16 protein-coding genes are annotated in these 17068 nt (G+C 65.5%); 6 read left to right on the forward strand and 10 right to left on the reverse strand.

The window, feature by feature from the left end:
- Positions 1–2: 2 nt before the first annotated feature.
- The gene (msrB, locus tag AC16HO_RS01540) at positions 3–401 is read left to right on the forward strand and encodes a peptide-methionine (R)-S-oxide reductase MsrB (protein ID WP_395642089.1); all 399 of its coding nucleotides are present in this window, start codon (positions 3–5) and stop codon (positions 399–401) included.
- A gap of 51 nt (positions 402–452) precedes the next feature.
- Here the strand turns inward: msrB and AC16HO_RS01545 are convergent, their stop codons facing one another.
- Together AC16HO_RS01545 and AC16HO_RS01550 are read right to left on the reverse strand one after the other, a co-directional pair.
- Positions 453–851, reverse strand: coding sequence for a VOC family protein (locus AC16HO_RS01545; protein WP_395642090.1), 399 nt, complete (start codon positions 849–851; stop codon positions 453–455).
- A gap of 31 nt (positions 852–882) precedes the next feature.
- Entirely contained in the window at positions 883–1542 is a 660-nt protein-coding gene (locus AC16HO_RS01550) for a dihydrofolate reductase family protein (protein WP_484335274.1), read from the reverse strand.
- Between the two features lie 209 nt (positions 1543–1751).
- Here AC16HO_RS01550 and AC16HO_RS01555 point away from each other — a divergent pair, with 209 nt between their 5' ends.
- The 3 genes from AC16HO_RS01555 (at position 1752) to ispG (ending at position 6938) form a co-directional block, all read left to right on the forward strand.
- The gene (locus tag AC16HO_RS01555) at positions 1752–3914 is read left to right on the forward strand and encodes an acetyl-CoA hydrolase/transferase C-terminal domain-containing protein (protein WP_395642092.1); all 2163 of its coding nucleotides are present in this window, start codon (positions 1752–1754) and stop codon (positions 3912–3914) included.
- A gap of 7 nt (positions 3915–3921) precedes the next feature.
- Positions 3922–5559 (forward strand): hypothetical protein, encoded by a 1638-nt coding sequence (locus AC16HO_RS01560; RefSeq protein ID WP_395642093.1) that lies wholly within the window; start codon positions 3922–3924, stop codon positions 5557–5559.
- 125 nt (positions 5560–5684) lie between these two features.
- Positions 5685–6938 carry a flavodoxin-dependent (E)-4-hydroxy-3-methylbut-2-enyl-diphosphate synthase gene (ispG, locus tag AC16HO_RS01565; RefSeq protein WP_395642094.1) on the forward strand — a complete coding sequence of 418 codons (1254 nt, stop codon included), beginning with the start codon at positions 5685–5687 and terminating at the stop codon, positions 6936–6938.
- A 238-nt stretch (positions 6939–7176) separates the two neighbouring features.
- Here the strand turns inward: ispG and AC16HO_RS01570 are convergent, their stop codons facing one another.
- The 5 genes from AC16HO_RS01570 to AC16HO_RS01590 form a co-directional block, all read right to left on the reverse strand.
- On the reverse strand, positions 7177–7695 hold the full coding sequence (locus AC16HO_RS01570; protein ID WP_395642170.1) for a PIN domain-containing protein: 519 nt from the start codon (positions 7693–7695) through the stop codon (positions 7177–7179).
- Positions 7696–7872: 177 nt separating this feature from the next.
- Positions 7873–8505: a hypothetical protein gene (locus tag AC16HO_RS01575; protein WP_395642095.1), complete on the reverse strand. Its 633-nt coding sequence runs from the start codon at positions 8503–8505 to the stop codon at positions 7873–7875.
- Positions 8506–8576: 71 nt separating this feature from the next.
- Complete coding sequence (locus AC16HO_RS01580) at positions 8577–9194, reverse strand: hypothetical protein (protein ID WP_395642096.1); 618 nt, start codon at positions 9192–9194, stop codon at positions 8577–8579.
- Between the two features lie 70 nt (positions 9195–9264).
- Positions 9265–10146 (reverse strand): DMT family transporter, encoded by an 882-nt coding sequence (locus tag AC16HO_RS01585; protein WP_395642171.1) that lies wholly within the window; start codon positions 10144–10146, stop codon positions 9265–9267.
- A 178-nt stretch (positions 10147–10324) separates the two neighbouring features.
- On the reverse strand, positions 10325–10891 hold the full coding sequence (locus tag AC16HO_RS01590; protein WP_395642097.1) for a protein tyrosine phosphatase family protein: 567 nt from the start codon (positions 10889–10891) through the stop codon (positions 10325–10327).
- A 190-nt stretch (positions 10892–11081) separates the two neighbouring features.
- Between AC16HO_RS01590 and AC16HO_RS01595 the strand changes: the two genes are divergently transcribed.
- The gene (locus tag AC16HO_RS01595) at positions 11082–12695 is read left to right on the forward strand and encodes an amidohydrolase family protein (RefSeq protein ID WP_395642098.1); all 1614 of its coding nucleotides are present in this window, start codon (positions 11082–11084) and stop codon (positions 12693–12695) included.
- Positions 12696–12841: 146 nt separating this feature from the next.
- A complete protein-coding gene (kdsB, locus tag AC16HO_RS01600) occupies positions 12842–13627 on the forward strand; it encodes a 3-deoxy-manno-octulosonate cytidylyltransferase (RefSeq protein ID WP_395642099.1) in 786 nt (261 codons plus the stop codon).
- Between the two features lie 88 nt (positions 13628–13715).
- Here kdsB and AC16HO_RS01605 read toward each other — a convergent pair whose 3' ends face one another.
- From AC16HO_RS01605 to AC16HO_RS01615, 3 genes are read right to left on the reverse strand one after another with little or no spacing between them, the layout of a single operon-like run.
- Positions 13716–15248 carry an APC family permease gene (locus tag AC16HO_RS01605; protein ID WP_395642100.1) on the reverse strand — a complete coding sequence of 511 codons (1533 nt, stop codon included), beginning with the start codon at positions 15246–15248 and terminating at the stop codon, positions 13716–13718.
- Positions 15245–15883 (reverse strand): FMN-binding negative transcriptional regulator, encoded by a 639-nt coding sequence (locus AC16HO_RS01610; RefSeq protein WP_395642101.1) that lies wholly within the window; start codon positions 15881–15883, stop codon positions 15245–15247. The genes AC16HO_RS01605 and AC16HO_RS01610 overlap by 4 nt, the downstream gene beginning before the upstream one ends.
- Positions 15880–16983 carry a PepSY-associated TM helix domain-containing protein gene (locus tag AC16HO_RS01615; RefSeq protein ID WP_395642102.1) on the reverse strand — a complete coding sequence of 368 codons (1104 nt, stop codon included), beginning with the start codon at positions 16981–16983 and terminating at the stop codon, positions 15880–15882. Before AC16HO_RS01615 ends, AC16HO_RS01610 begins: the two co-directional genes overlap by 4 nt.
- Positions 16984–17068: the final 85 nt, after the last annotated feature.

Raw genomic sequence — 17068 nt, forward strand, 5'->3', positions numbered from 1 at the left:
CGATGGGCGGCAAGATCGAAAAAACCGATGCACAGTGGCGCGAGGATTTGAGTGCGGAGCAATACGCGGTCTGCCGTTGCTCGGCGACCGAGCAGCCGTTCACCGGCAAGTACTACGACCACCACGAGGCTGGCACGTATCTGTGCGCGGCCTGTGGCGCGGAACTCTTTTCGTCGGCGGCGAAATACGAGTCCGGCAGTGGCTGGCCGAGCTATTGGCAGCCGTTCGACGCGGACGCGGTCAGCGAGCATGCGGATGCGAGCCACGGCATGCGCCGCGTCGAGGTCAAGTGCGCGCGCTGCGATTCGCATCTGGGTCACGTTTTCCCGGACGGACCCAAGCCCACCGGCCTGCGCTACTGCATCAACTCGGCGGCGCTGGGCTTCGCAGCGAAAGACTGATCGCGGCGCCAGCGCGCGACACGCGGTCGCTGCGCGACGACTGGCCGCGGCCTAGCCTGCGGCCAGCTTCTGCGCAACCTCCCAGCTGTGTCCGGCCGGATCGACGAAGTTGGCCGTGCGCCTGCCCCAGGGCCGATCCTTGGGGCCGGCGAGCAGGGTCACGCCGCGTCCGCGCAGGCGCGCGCAGACGGCGTCTACGTCGTCGACCCAGATGCTGAGCTGGAAGCGCGGGCCGGCGCCGCGCGCACCGGGCTGATCCGGCTCGATGATCTCGCCGGCGCTGTCGATGTGAAGCAGGTTGAGGATGAGGTTATCGAATTGGACTGCGACGAAGACGTCGTCCTCGAAGATGGTCTCGACCTCGAACACGGCGTGATAGAACGTCTTTGCTTTCTGCACGTCGTCGACGAACAGGCTGATCGCGCTGATGTGTCGCATGTCGGCTGCCACGATGGAGCTTCCTCGGGTTGGCGCGGGCGCGTCACGCGCGCTTGCGCAGGTAGATGTGCGTCGCGCGCTCGCCGGGGACGGTCCTTCCGCATTCGTAGCCGAGCGCGTGCAGGTCGATGCCGGCGAACAGGTTTTCGCCGCGGCCGAGCAGGACCGGGCGCACGGCGAGATACAAATCGTCGACCAGACCCGCGCGCAGGTACTCGCGCACCGTGGCCACGCCGCCACCGAGGCGGATGTCGCGATCACCTGCGGCCGCGCGCGCCTGTTCCAGCGCGGCGTGGATGCCTGCGGTAACGAAGTGGAACACCGTGCCGCCCTTCATCGCCAGCGGCGCGCGCGCATGATGGGTGAGCACGAACACCGGTACGTGATACGGCGGTTCGTCTCCCCACCAGCCTTTCCAGTTCTCGTCCGGCCACGGTCCGCGTATCGGGCCGAACATGTTGCGGCCGATGATCCAGGCGCCGATTCCGGCCATGCCGACCGCGGCGACATCGTTGTCGATACCACTTTCGCCGCCGTCGAGGCCGTGCATCGCGCGCCAGGTGCGTGATGCGAAGAACCATTCCATCAATTCCGGGCCACGCAAGCCGAGCGGGTGTTCGAGGCTTTGATCGGGGCCGGCACCGTAGCCGTCGAGGGAAACCGAGAAATTCAGTACGCGCAATCTGGACATGGCCTTGCTCATGCTGTCTGGCTGGTTCGAGGCTGCTTGTTCAGTTGGCTGACAACGCCAGATCACAGGACGTCGACACGAAGATCACGAAGAAACGCGAAGAAATGGTTCGATCAAGACGACGAACGGCGGGCCGGGAAATCGACACGCCCGATCGCATCCGCGCATGGCCGCGGGCTGGCTGATCTGCGATCATTGCAACGACATTTCAGGGAGTGAACGTGAGTCCGCAAATACTGACCTCGGTGGGCGCCTGTGTCGAGCATGTGCTCGCGCAGGCCGGTTCCGCGCTGCGCGTGGCGACGCCGCTCGGGTTGGGCAAGCCGAACGTGTTGCTGAACGCGCTGTATGCGCGCGTGGCCGGCGACGCAGCTATGCGTCTGGACATCTTCACCGCGTTGTCGCTGGCTCGACCACAGTGGAAGTCCGATCTGGAGCGGCGTTTCATCGAGCCGTTCCTTGCACGCCATCTGGGCGCCGACTATCCCGATCTGGCGTATGTCGCCGCGCAGAAGGCCGGCGCATTGCCGGCGAACGTGCGCATCCACGAGTTCTACATGCAGTCGGGCGCGATGCTTGGCGTCGAGTCGGCGCAGCGCGACTACACAAGTTTGAACTACACCCACGTGGCGCGCGATCTCGTCGATCGCGACATCAACGTGATCGTGCAACTGATCGCCGCGCGCGAGGAGGCCGGACGCATCCGCTACAGCCTTGCCTGCAATCCCGACGTCACCGCGGAATTGCTCGAAAGCATGCACGCCGCCGGTGCGCCGCGGCCGTGCGTCGTTGGCGTTGTGCACCCCGACCTGCCGTTTGTCGGCAACGAGGCCGAGGTCGAGGCGGAATTCTTCGACGCGCTGCTGTTCGATCAGGCGAACCGGCACACCCTGTTCGCCCTGCCGCGGGCGAACATCGATCCGGCCGAATACGCGATCGGCCTGCACGCCTCGGCGCTGGTGCGCGACGGGGGCACCTTGCAGATCGGCATCGGCGCGTTGTCCGATGCGCTGGTGCATGCGCTGCTGCTGCGCCAGCGCGACAACGCCGCGTACCGCGCCGGGCTGGATGCGGTCGGCGCGCGCGTGGGCGAAAGCACGCCGGCGGCGCGACTCGGCAACCTCGACGGGTTCACCACGGGGCTGTACGGCGCCAGCGAAATGGTCATGGACGGATTCATGCATCTGGCCCGCGCCGGCATCCTCAGGCGCCGCGTCTACGATGATCAGGCGCTCGAGCAGGCGCTCGAGGACGGCAGCATCGAAGACACGCTGCATGCGCACGCCGCCGATGCGTTGTACGCGTGCGGCGCGCTCGGTCCTTTTGTCGACAAGGCGGAATTGGCACGCCTGCTCCGCTTCGGCTTGCTGCCGGAAGGCACGCAGCTGGGATTCACCGCCCTGCAATTACCCGATGGCAGCAGCCTGCCGCTCGATCTGGGCAATGCCGAAGCGCGCGCGCAATGGAACCGCGTGCTTGCCGGGCGCACGTTGCGCGAAGGCCGTTACCTGCGCGGTGCGTTCTATCTCGGATCCAGGGAATTCTATGCCTGGTTGTGCGGCCTGAAAGGCGCGGATTTCGATGGCCTGTCGATGACCCGCGTCTCCGACATCAACCAGTTGTACGGTGGGCGCGAGTCGCTCGATGCGCTGCAACGCCGCGATGCGCGCTTCTTCAATACCTGCATGATGGCGACCCTGCTCGGCGCGGCGACATCGGATGCGCTCGAGAACGGCCAGGTCGTCAGCGGTGTCGGCGGCCAGTACAACTTCGTCGCGATGGCGCACGCGCTCGCGGGCGGACGCTCGATCCTGCTCTTGCGCGCCACTCGCGAGCAGCGCGGCAAGGTCGAGTCGAACATCCTCTGGAACTACGGCCACACCACCATTCCACGTCACCTGCGCGACATCTATGTGACCGAATACGGCAGCGCCGACCTGCGCGGCAAGTCTGACGAGGACTGCATCCTTGCCATGCTCGCCATCGCCGATGCGCGCTTCCAGGACGGGCTTGTCGCGCAGGCCAAGGCTGCCGGCAAATTGCGTCACGATTTCGAGATTCCGCCCGCATGGCGCGGAAATACCGCAGAAAGCATCGCTTCCGCGTTGAAGCAGGGCGAGCTCGCGCCGTACTTTCCGGCCTTTCCGTTCGGCAGCGATTTCAGTTCTGAGGAACTGCGCCTGCTGCCGGCATTGGCCCGGCTCAAAGCGATATCGGCGAGCAAGTTGAAATTGGCATTGTTTTTGCTCGGGGCCTACCTGAATCGCCCGCATGTGGCCGATGGCGAGCTGCTCATGGCGCGGCTGAAACTGGATCAACCCACGACACTTGTCGAGAGGCTTACCCGCCGACTGGTGCTTGCCGCGCTGGCTGGACGCAATTGAGGCTGTCATGAGTACGTTTGCCGCCTACGCCCGCTTGAAATCGAAGATGCCGGTGCGTTTCGCGCCGCCGCAGGACGCGCTGGCCTCCGATCCGTTGCGGCTGCATGCCTGGCTCGCCGAGCTCCCGCTCGCGAATCGCGGTTTCGCGCTCATGCGCATGGAAGAAGTCCTGCGCGAATTGAACGCCGCGGAGATCGTGCCGCAGCGCCGCCTGACCATGCTCGAAATGCTCGAGCGGGCCGCCGCGGCGCTTGTTGACGACGGCAGCAACGAGGTGCGCGAGTTCTTTCCGATGTCCGCCGAGCGCATGGACAAGGTGCGACACCTGGCCGGGATCGAATACGAATTCGCGCTTGGCTATGCCGAGATCATTTGTGATCTGTGCGCGCCGGCGGGCAAGGCGCCGCTGCTGCGTGGCGGCATGGCCGTCAAGGCGCTGGTGCGCGCATGCCTGCATCAGGCAGCGCAGTTGTGGCAGGCAAGCCGGATGCACAGTGCACCACCGGTGGGCGCCTGGCATGGGATGCACGACTTGTTCCGCTACGCCGTCGAAGCGGGATATGCGGATCGCGAAAGCACGCTGACGGGTGGCGGTCGAGCGAGCCCGCGCTCGGTCTACATCCAGGCGCTGCTGCATGCATTCGCCAAGCCCAACCAGTTTACCCAGGCGCAGAACAGGCAGTTGTACTCATCCCTGCCGGTGCTCGCGTCGTGGTGCCATGTGTCGCCCGGACATGCTTCCGCGGGCATGATCGCGGTGCATACCGGGAGCGATCAGTCGCCGCCGCGCGGCTTGCAGGGCGATGCCGGCGAGCGCTGGATGCTCGACATTGGCGGCCTGCTGGCGCAGTTCGATGCGGCGTTGGCGCAGGGCCAAAGCGAGGTCGTGCTTCGCGCGCGCCGCGGTAGCGGGGAAGCGGTGCTCGACCGCGACATAGTCACCGTGCTCGGACGTGTCTGGCGCGAGCGCACCGAGCGCGGATTTCCGCGCAATGCCGACAACGCCTTGCTCGAAACGGAGGTCGGCTTGTCGGGGTTGCACTACATTCTTTCCGGCAATCAGGATTTCGAAGCCATGTTGCCGCTGACCGATGCGTCGTCGATGTTCACGGCGAGTTGGGCGCAGCGCCCATCGGAACGTGCGATGCCCAGGCGCGCCCGCGCCGAGGCGGTCGACCGCAGTCGCCAGGGATACCGCCTGCGCTGGGCTGCCGGTGAAGACGCGCGCGCACGCGTCGGTGAGCTGATTGCGCTCACGCCCGTTGTCGCGCGCGGCAAGCCCGAATGGAGTTTCGGCGCATTGCGCTGGTTGCGTGCCGATGCAGACGCCGGAATCGAGGCCGGCGTCGAACTCCTGCCCGCGCGTCCCGTCGCCGTGGCCGTGTATCCGTTCGATGCCGGCGGCGCGCCGCGCGCGCCGGTGCGCGGCCTTCTCGTCGAGGCTGACGGCGTCGAAGCGAGTATCTTCGTGGCGAAGCCGTTCGCGCGTGACGCCGTGGCGCTGGAGGTGCTGCGCATCGATGAGGCTTCCACCGCGGTGATGGCCCGTCCGGTGCGCGTGGCGAAGTTCGGCCTGCGCGACGTGGGTTTGTATCAGAAAATCCTTCTGTCCGACGAGGCGTCCGGACGCCTCGGGCAAGCGTGACTGCGCCCGGTCGACGGGTTCTGGTGTGGTGCGACCGCACCGGATTCATGCGCATTCGCTAGAATCCGCCACATGCCGGTTAGTGTCGGCCGATCGAATATCCCATCCGTCCAGTCCGATTGCCGATGAACGAGTTTTCTGGTCCCCACCTTGCGCGAGTCGGCACCCAGCCGCGCCGCGCCGCCGTCGCTGTCGCCGTCGGCAACGTGCGCGTCGGCGGCACGGCTCCCGTCGTCGTGCAGTCGATGACGAATACCGACACGGCCGATGTCACCTCGACGACGAAACAGGTTGCCGAGCTTGCGCGCGCGGGCTCCGAACTCGTGCGTATCACGGTGAACACGCCCGAGGCCGCCGCTGCGGTGCCGAAGATCCGCGAGCGCCTCGACATGCAGGGTGTCGGCGTGCCGCTGATCGGCGACTTCCACTACAACGGTCACCAGCTGCTCGCCGGCGAGCCGGCCTGTGCCGAGGCGCTGGCGAAATACCGCATCAACCCCGGCAACGTCGGTTTCGGCAGGAAGCGCGACGTGCAATTTTCCACAATTATAGAATTTGCCTTGAAGTACGCGAAGCCGGTGCGCATCGGCGCGAATTGGGGCTCGCTCGATCAGGCCATGGTCGCCGCGCTGATGGACGAGAACCACGCGCGCGCCGAGCCGTGGGACGCGGCGCATGTCGCGCGCGAAGCGTTGATCCGTTCCGCGCTCGACTCGGCCGCGCGCGCCGAGGAACTCGGCATGGCGCGCGATCGCATCATCCTCTCGTGCAAGGTTTCCGGCGTGCAAGAGCTGATCGCCGTGTACCGCGACCTCGCCGCGCGCTGCGACTACGCGCTGCACCTCGGCCTGACCGAAGCCGGGATGGGTTCGAAGGGCATCGTCGCATCGAGCGCCGCGCTCGCCGTGCTGCTGCAGGAAGGCATCGGCGACACGATCCGCATCTCGCTGACGCCGGAGCCTGCCGAGTCGCGCACGCGTGAAGTGATCGTCGCGCAGGAACTCTTGCAGACCATGGGCCTGCGTGCGTTCACGCCGCTGGTCACCGCCTGCCCGGGCTGCGGGCGCACCACCAGCGTGTTCTTCCAGGAGCTCGCCAAGACCGTGCAGGAGCACGTGCGCGCGAAGATGCCGGAGTGGCGGGTCAAGTACGACGGCGTCGAGAACCTCACGCTCGCGGTGATGGGCTGCGTGGTCAACGGCCCCGGCGAATCCAAGCACGCCAACATCGGCATCTCGCTGCCCGGCACGGGCGAGGCGCCCGCCGCGCCGGTATTCATCGACGGCGCGAAGGCGATGACCTTGCGCGGCGAGAACATCGCGCAGGAATTCGTCGGGATTGTCGAGAACTATATTGCGCGAAAATTTGCGCGGCACTAGTTGCTGGGCGGCATTTTTATGGGGTGGAAGATTGACAAGAAATTCAACAACTTCCAAGGCTATCTTGTGGTGCGCTTATACCTGCGACAAGCTGCTGCCCGCTGATTCGCCATTCGCAATCTCGTGTCGAAGAGCAACCCAACCATTGACGCTGTTTTCCGATCCATTGGCGAATCCTGAAAGCGGGGATGAACGTCGGAGAATACTCGGGCCAGGGTCGGCTTGGGCTCAGGTGGCATCACCCTGGCGCGGCTTGCTGCCTTGCCGGCACGCTCGAGCACCGCCTTCGCACGCCGCGGCGTCGCGGTGTCGCGCGCTTCGTCCTCCAACTCGGCGGGAACGTGCAGCGGAAAACTGGCGATGTTGCTCTTGTGCGTATCCTCTTGAGGCAAAGCGCAGGACGCTCGGCAAGTCCGCCGAACCCGCGGCAGGCGTGCTGCATGTGTCGCGTGTTGAACGTGGCGATCGTATTTGCCTGGCCGTTGATCGCGGTTTCGACGACCAGTTCGTCGTCCGTATCGGCGCCACTCGGTTGCCAGCGGCAATCGAACACGACAGGCACGCATGACCCGGCGATCTCATCCGGCACGTCGATCACGTCGTGCTCCGTGATTCCCGCTTCGGCGAGATGCTTCGACCGGGTCAAAACCGCCTCGTATTCGAGCAGCATCGGCACGGACAGCAGCAACTCGTGGCGGCGCTCGAGTGCGTCCCGCAAGAGCTGGCACGAGGCACCCGCATTGCTCTGGAACGGAATGCCGAGACCATCACGTCGGTGTCGAGCACGAGCTTGAACATGGCAATATCGTAGATGACGTCATACTGCCGTCCAGTCGGTTCACCTCCCGCGGCGACTGGCACGAGTTGGTTTTCCCGGACGACTCGGACAAGTAGCTGTTTGGGACGCGCTTCACCCGGTGCGCCGCGTGAGTGGCTACTGCTCGAACTGCACCGTGTTCGCCACCGTGCATTGCGCGACCGGCTTCACCTCGCGCTTGAGCCACTGTGCTTCCCAGCATTCGTCGTAGACCGAGCAGTAGCAAACGGTCATCTTGAAGCGGTCCTTGGCCTCGAACAGGGCCTTGGCCTCGTCGGGCTGCGACGTGCGGATCGCGGCGATCGTCGTATCGCGGTTCGTGCTCGGCGGCAGCACGTTGCCGTTGACGCTCGATACCGTCGCGTTTTCGCGGCCGCGGCCGAACAGCGCCTGGTAGACTTCGTCCCAGTTGCGCATCGGCTTGCCGTCGAGGCTCAGGGTGACCGATTTGATCAGCGCCGGGCCGACGCCATTGTTCTCGACCTCCCAGGTGAAGCCGCCCTTGTCACGACTGCCGAAGTAACTCAGCCCCAGCGAAACGATGGGCCACACGCTGGCGCGTGCCTGGGCCTGCATGAGCCGCGTCTGGTATGCGCCCGTGGCGAGCGCGAGCACGCTGACCGCGAGTGCGACGATGCTGCTGATCTGCGCGGTCGAGGACTGTCTTGCGACTGCCGGCGTCGGCGCGAGGCGCGCATCGGCAGGTAACGTGGCCGGATCCGTGTCCGGCGGCGGCGATTGGATGGGCATGTGAATCGGGCGGGGTGGTGTCCGCGCCAAGGGTAGCGCGGAGGCGCGCGCCAGGCGAGGAGTCGAAACGATTACTGGGTGAACTGCGCTGTACCTTGGATCACGCAGCGCGGTACGGGCTTGTTCTCGGTCTGCAGCGAGCGCACGAGCCAGCACTCGTCGTAGACGGAGCAGTAGCATACTTCGATCGTCGTGCGTGGCACCGCCGTCTGGAACGCCTTGGCGCGTTCGGGCGTGTTCGGCTTGACCATCTCGACCACGGTCTCGCGGTTCGTGCTTGGCGGCAGCACGATGCCGTTGAGCGAGGAAGTCTGGCCGTGGAATTCCTGGTCGGGTGCGATCTTGGCGAACACCTCCGTCCAGTTGCGATAGGGCTGACCGTCGACGAGCACGCGCACCGACTCGATCTTCGCCGGGCCGACGCCGTTGTTGTCGACGCGCCAGGAAAACGCCTCGCGGCCCGGAGTCGAGTCCTCGTTCTTGCCGATCGTGACGTAGGGCCACACGCTCGCGCGCGCCTGCGTCTGCATCAGCTCGGTCTGCGCCTGCATCAGCCGGGTCTGATAGACCGAAGTGACCAGGGCGAGCAGGCTGAACGCCAGCGCGGCGAAACTGCCGATCTCGCTGAAGCGCAGGCGGACTGCGGCTTGCCGCAGCTGCGTGCCGACGCCGGTTTCTTCATGGTCCATGCCGCTGATCCCGGAGGTGGTGCACGAAATGTAACCGAAGCGGGGCGCTGGCGTTCACGCGAACCGACGCTCAGGTTGACTGTCGCGATCCGCCTGGGGCAATCGCGGGAGCAGTCGCGGCGCGGTGCGCGAGCATCGCCTCGCGTCGCGCGATGTAGACGTTGGCGCTGACGATGATCGCTGCGCCGACCACGGTCGCCGCGTCGATGGTCTGGCCGAACGCGAACCAGGCACAGGTGACCACGACCGGCAGCTGGATGAAGTTGATGGGAATCAACGCCGAGACTTCGCCGGCCTGGTAGGCGCGCGTCATGCACACCTGCGCGATGGTCGCGAGCAGGCCGGTCAGCACGAGCCAGAACCAGCCGCCCGCATCGGGCCAGCTCCAGTGCAGCAGCGCGGGCACGAGCGACATCACGGTCATGATCGCCGACATGTAGATCACCACCGCGTCGGGCGATTCGGTACGCGAAAGGTACTTTATCGCGATGTACGACATCGCCGCGAACGCGGCACCGGCGAGCGCGACAAGCATGTCGAACGAGAAGTGCATGCCACCGGGACGCATGATGATGAGCACGCCGACGAATCCGATCGCGACTGCGCTCCAGCGCCGCGCGCGCACGACCTCGCCGAGGATGAGCACGGCGCCTACGGTGACGAACAGCGGCGTCGAGTACGAAATCGATATCGCCTGCGCAAGCGGCAGGTGGGCCAGTGCCCAGAAGCTCGCCAGCATCGACAGCGTGCCGGTCGTGCCGCGCACGAGGTACAGGCCGAAGCTGCGCGTGCGCAGCATGCCGAGGCCCGGCTTGATCAGCAGCGGCAGCGCGAAGACCAGGCCGAACAGGCTGCGGAAAAACCCCGCCTCGAACGCGCTGACCTGTGCCGTGGCGAAGCGCAGCGTGACCGCCATCAGCGCGAACAGCACCGCGCTCGCGGCCATCAGCATGGGGGCGTAGAGCGGGGAGCGGTTCAACAAGTGAACTCGATCAAGCCGAGGTATAGCGCAAGTACGAAACCGCCGGTCGCACCGAGAATCAAACCGAGGAGAATCGCAAGGCTCCATTTGACGCAAACGCATGGGCTCAAATCGACTTCTTCGGCATCGAGGTGTTGCCGGGCCATCTTCAATTTGCCCCTTGCTTCCGCGCCGCGATGCGCGCGTCGATATCGGCATCGAGATCACGGGTGGCGAATCCGGCGCGCGCCACGATGTCGCGTATCGTTGCTGCCGGCAAGCCGCGCTCGTCGGTCGCTTCGCCCAGCGCCCAGGTGCGCGCCGCGCGGCTGCCGCTGTGGCAGTAGAGCAAGGCTGGGCCGGGCTGTCCGGCGAGGGTCGAGCGCAACTTCGTCACCGCCTCGTCGGCAATCGCGCCATGCGCAACCGGGATGTAGGCGAAATCGATGCCGGCGGCCCTGGCGGCGTCGGCGACCTGCGCGGATGGTGGCTGGTCGGGCGCTTCACCGTCGGGGCGCAGATCGATCAACATGCGCGCGCCGTGGAGTTTTCCCCCGCGGATGTCCTCCAGCGACACCTGGCTTGTCACCCATACGCCGCGCACCAGTTCCTGATGCGCGACGGCTGGCCGCGATTGTTGTTTGTTGCACCAGGCCAAGCCGATCACGCCGGCCATGCCGACGAGTGCCGCAATCAGGAACGCGAAGGTGTGAGTCCATTTGCGCAGCACGGCCATGGCTTGTTCGATGCGTGTGGGAAAATCGGGTGGTTTTGCGTCGTCGGGAAAATTATCGCATGTCGGGCGAAGAGACCCGATCCGATTCGATTGCATGACAGGGAGCCAAAGTCGCCGTGGTCGGCGACGCCGTCGGTGCGCGATCTCTGATACTTTATGGGACCGCGACGGGGAGCGGCGGGGAGGCGGCATGCGTATTCGGGTCGTAGTGGCGGCGTTCGCCGCGGCACTGCTTTGCGCGCACGACATCGCGTTTGCGGCGGCCGCACCGCCGCCGCCGAGCGGCGAAGTAGCGCCGGCACCGCCGCGCCACGAAGGCGAAGGCCCGTATCCGCAGCTGATCCTGCGCGGGGTGACCGTGATCAACGGCAGCGGCAGCCCGGCGTTCGGGCCCGCAGACGTCGTGATCGAGGGCAACCGCATCGTCAGGGTGCAGTCGGTCGGCAATCCGGGCGCGGCCATCGATGCAGACAAGCGGCCCAGGCTCGCCGCTGGCGGCCGCGAGATCGATCTGGCCGGGCACTACGTGCTGCCGGGCATCATCGACATGCACGGCCACATCGGCGGCGCGGAACAGGGCACGCCGGCGGAATATGTCTACAAGCTCTGGCTCGGCAACGGCATCACCACGGTGCGCGAGCCGGGTTGCATGAACGGTGTCGACTGGTGCGTGAGCGAAGCCAGGCGCAGCGCGGCGAACGCGATCACCGCGCCGCGCATCTTTCCCTACGCTGCGTTCGGCTTCAAGGAGCGCACGCCGATGACGCGGCCCGAGCAGGCGCGGCAGTGGGTGCGCGAGATGAAGGCCAAGGGCATCGTCGGCATGAAATGTTTCGGCTACCGCCCCGACGTGCTCGCGGCAGCATTCGACGAACTCAAGAAGCAGGGCATGCGCAGCGCCTGTCACCATGCGCAGCTCGATGTGGCGCGCGTCAACGTGCTGACCACGGCGCGCTGGGGTCTGACCTCGATGGAGCACTGGTACGGTTTGCCTGAGGCATTGTTCGACGATCGTACAGTGCAGGACTATCCGCCCGCCTACAACTACAACAACGAGGCTGACCGTTTCGGCCAGGCCGGGCGCCTGTGGGCGCAGGCCGCGCAGAAAGGCAGCGACAGGTACGAGGCGGTGATTGCCGAACTGCTCAAGCTCGACTTCACGATCGATCCGACCTTCACGATCTACAACGCCGCGCGCGATCTCATGCGCGCCCGCCGCGCGGATTGGCACGAAGAGTATACTTTGCCGCAATTGTGGGACTTCTACACGCCGAACCGCGACCACCACGGCAGTTTCTTCTTCGACTGGGGCAGCGAGGACGAAGTCGTCTGGCGCGGCAACTACACGCGCTGGATGGCCTTCGTCAACGATTACAAGAACCGCGGTGGCCGTGTCACGGTCGGTTCCGACTCGGGCTTCATCTACCAGCTCTACGGCTTCGGCACGATCCAGGAGCTCGAACTGCTGCGCGAGGCGGGACTTCACCCGCTCGAAGTGATCCGTTCGGCGACGCTGTACGGTGCGCAGGCGCTCGGCGAAGAGCAGCGGCTCGGCACGATCGAGCCGGGCAAGCTCGCCGATCTCGTCGTGCTCAAGGAAAACCCGCTGGCCAATCTGAAGGTGCTCTATGGCACCGGTCACATCCGCCTCGGCGACGACGGCAAGCTGCGCCGCGTCGGCGGCATCGAGTACACGATCAAGGACGGCATCGTATTCGACGCCAGGCAACTGCTCGCCGATGTGCGCAAGACGGTCGCCGAGGAAAAGGCCAAGCGCCATATCGAACGTTTGTCGCAGCCGTAACCGATCCAGAGATTCACCACGAAGCCACGAAGATTGCGGAGAAAAATATCTGGAGAGGATTGTCTTCGCGGCAACTCTTTTGATTTCCTTTCACCGGCATTGAATTAAGATGCGGTCTCCCTTGCGGTTGTTTGCACTCGATCACCATGAGCGAACCCTTCATCGTCGCCATTCCCGCGCGCTTCGCATCGACGCGCCTGCCGGGCAAACCGCTGCTGCCGCTGGGCGGCGAACCGATGATCCGCCATGTAGTGCGCCGCGCGCAGGCGGCCGGTGCGGCGCAGGTCGTCGTCGCGACCGATGATGCGCGCATCGCTGCGGCGCTGGAGAATTCCGGCGCAACGATCGCGATGACGCGCGCCGATCACACCTCGGGCAGCGATCGCCTCGCCGAGTGCGCGGAACTTCTCGGCTGGGCGGACGACGCGATCGTGGTTAACCTGCAGGGCGACGAGCCGCTCGCGCCGGCAAGCGGCATCCGTGCAGTCGCCGCCGCCCTCGCCGGAACCGACGCGCCGATGGCGACGTTGGCGACACCGGTCGCGAACGTCGAGGAGTTCCTCGACCCGAATTGCGTCAAGGTCGTGTGTGCCGGCGACGGCCACGCGCTGTACTTCAGCCGCGCCGCGGTGCCGTGGCCGCGCGACGCGTTCGCGACATCGCGCGGCGCACTGCCGTCGTACTTGCCGTTCCTGCGCCATGTCGGCATCTATGCCTATCGTGCCGGTTTCCTGCGGCGCTTCGCCACGCTGGCGCCAACGCCGCTCGAACGTGTCGAGTCGCTCGAGCAGCTGCGTGCGCTCGAGCACCGCTTCCGTATCGCCGTGTGCGTAGCGCCGGAGCCGTTTCCGCCCGGCGTCGACACGGCGCACGATCTCGCGCGTGCGGAGGCACTATTGCGGCAGCGGGGACCGGCGCAAGCGTCCGCATGATTCGATGCTCGCTGTTTGCCCCTTTCATGTAACGACGATGGGAAGAATTTGTTGCATGTGCCCGGTGCTGTCCGCGTGACGAGTTTCGTCACTCGCCTTGCCGCGTGGCCAGCTGGCCTGGTTCGGTGCGGACGGCATGCTTGATCCCGTAAAACGCGTAGATGAGTACGCCAAGGCAAGCGTAGCCGCACAGTACGGCGGCAGGCAGGATGTCGCCTCTGCGAGTCTGCTCTACGATGTCGAGCACGATCGGCAGGATCATCGCGAGGCACATGATGATGGCGCCGACCGGGATGTAGCCAATCCAGGCGTGTCCGACGTGGAAGCCACCCAAGGGTACGCGGAACGGACGTTCCATGTCCGGTCGCGTCGTACGCAGCCACATCAGGCTCAACGCGACGATGATGAAAGCCAGCGCCGTGCCGATGCTGACGAAGTCACCGAGAATCGACAACGGAAGCAGCGCGGCGAGCAGCGCGGAAACCGCGCAGACTAGGATGCAGCCTATCCACGGCGTGCGAAAGCCGGGGTTCAAGCGTGCGAACACGCCGGGCAAAAGACCGTCCTGCGCCATCGCGTAGCAGATTCGCGAGTGGCCATAGCCGTTGACGAGCAGCACCGACGCAAGCCCAGTAAGTGCGCCGACCTTGATCAGTACGGCGAAGCCGGGATGGCCGATGCGATCGACCGCGATCGCGATCGGGTCCGGCACGCCGAGCTCGCGGAACGGCACGATGCCGGTGAGCACCGCGGCGACGATGATGTAGATTGCGGTACTCGCGCCGAGCGCGCCGAGGATGCCGATCGGCATCGCGCGTTGCGGATCCTTCGTTTCGCCGGCGGCGGTCGATACGGTTTCGAAGCCGAGGTAGGCGAAGAACAGAATCGAGGAGGCACGCAATACGCCTTGCCAGCCGTAGGTGAAGCCGCCCTCGTTGTCCGGCACGAACGGGGACCAGTGATGCGCGTCGACGGCGCCCGCGCCGATCGCGACGAATGAGGCAAGCACCGCAATCTTGATTGCAACGAGCATCGCGTTGACCCAGGCCGACTTCGACACACCGATGACGAGCACCCCGGCAATCACGGCAAGGGCGGAGACGGCGACGAGGTTGAATCCGCCGTTGATGTGGAACACGGGGTGGCCGTCGACGAGTGACGACTGCAGCCACGATGTCGAAATCGCCGCCGGCAGATGAATTCCGAAATCACCGAACAGACTGACTAGATAGCCGGCGAAGCCGACCGCGAGCAGCGATCCGGCGAGTCCGTATTCGAGCATCAGCAGCCAGCCGAGCGTCCACGCGTAAATCTCGCCCATCGCCGCGTAACAATACGTGTACGACGAGCCCGCTGCAGGCACGGCCGCGGCCAGTTCGGCGTAGCATAGCGCAGTAAGCGCACATGCGGCGCCGGCGATGAGGAACGACAGCATCACCCCGGGACCGGCATAGTTCGCCGCGGCCGGGCCGATCATCACGTAGATGCCAGCACCGACGATGCAACCAATGCCGAGCAGCACGAGCTGCAGCGGCCCGAGCACCTTGTGCATGCCGTTTTCCCGTGTCTGGCGCCGCAGGGTCTCGATCGACTTACGCGCGAACACACGCGAGGTCTTCATGCGGAACTTCCCGCTTCGCGATGGGCGTTGAATCGTTGCATCATCGTGGCGAGCTCTTCGTGACCGCCTTCGTTGCGCAGGCCGACGACGATCTCGGGATAGACATCGTCGCGCTCGTCCTGGCCGAGCTTGAACTTCGCTTCGACACCGAGCACGGTGGCGCGAAACGCGACGATGCGCGTGGCCAGCTGCGAATAGCGCGCGCCCATGTCATCGACGCTCCATGCACGTTCGCGGCCGGCTTCCATCGCGTCGACAAGATCACGCACGATGCGGTCGAGGCTCGCCGTGTCGTCGAGAAACTCGATGCGCACAGCGAAATTTGCGGTGGCGTAGTTCCAGGTCGGAGCCTGGGTGCGATCGCTCAACCAAGAGGGCGAGACATAGCCGTGCGGGCCGCGGAACAAGAGTGTCGCGCGTGCGTCCGCCTGAAGTGCTGCGACCTGTGGATTCGCGCGGGCGATGTGCCCCGTCAAGCTGGCGATGCGGTCACCGTCGAAGCGCTCGATGCGCAGGGGAAGCAGCGTCGAGTGCACGCGGTCGTGACCGTGCGAGACGACGAAGGCGAGAGGGTGCCGCGCGACGAGATCGCTAACGTCGGCATCGTTGCGCGGGCTGAAGCGATTCGTGCTCATTTCGTCGTTACCATCCTGAATTGCGGCGGTCGAATCGTTGTGCGTGCCTTGCGCCGGGTCCACCACAGCATGAAGCCGAGCACGCACATCGTGGTCAGCCAGAGGCCGACTGCGAGTACGAGGAAGCGCCCACCCAGGCCGAAGAATTCTCCGGTGTGGATGGAATAGAACGAGTTGTATATTTTTGCATTCAGCGGCAGGTCGGTGGCGTGTTTGTCGAGCAGAATACTGCCGTCCTGGGCATCGACGAGTACCGAGGTCCAGCCGAACACGCGCCGCGATTCGCCGTCTTCGCGCACGCGGATGCGATACCACGGATGATCCGTACCCGGCATTTCGACGATCGCGATCGGCGCGCCGGGATGGCGGCCGAGCGCAGTCGTCAACGCATCGCCGAACGCGATGGCGGGCGGTAGCGGACTCGTCCGTGCTGCCGGCTCCGGTCGTTGCACACCCATCCAGTCGTCGACCGGATATTCCTGCAGTACGCCGGTGGCGACGATCACGGTGCCGAACGCGGCGAGGATCAAGCCGAGCGCGCGGTGCCACTTAAACAGGCTCGCCGGAAGCGGGCCCGCCGTGACGGGCAGCAGCACGCGGTACCACGTCTGGCCACGCGCGGGCCAGGCCATGATCACGCCGGCAACGAGGTTGGACAGCAACAGCAGGCCGCTGATGCCGACGAACCACATGCCGCGCTGGCCAGAAAACATGCTTTCATGCAGGTCGAGTGCGGTCTGGAACAGACCCGGCGCGGGATAACCGTGATCGCGCGGACGATCGGCGACGAGTCGGCCTTCGCCGTCCACGCGAACGCTGCGGGTTAGCCCATCCGGATCCTCGAACAGCAAATCGAAACGATTGCGGGAGCCTTCGCTGGCGAGAATGAAGGTTAGCGTTGCCGGAACGCGCTCCGCGGCCATCCTTGTCACTGCGCTGCCGAATGCCGCGGGCGAGAGTGGTTTGTCGGGGCCCGAGAGCATCGCGTCGTCGAGTTCGCCGCGGAACACGAGCAGCATGCCGGTCGCAGCCTGCAGCAGCCAGAGCAGTCCAAAGGTGAGGCTGAGGTATCTGTGCGCGGTGCGCAGAAACGAGCGCATGGACTCGAAGCCTTCGTTGTGGATGCAGTCTGACTGGCGTCAATGTCGGATCAAACAGGGGGCGTGGCCTTTTGTCCGGGGACTT

The sequence above is a fragment of the Rudaea sp. genome, assembly GCF_057139185.1.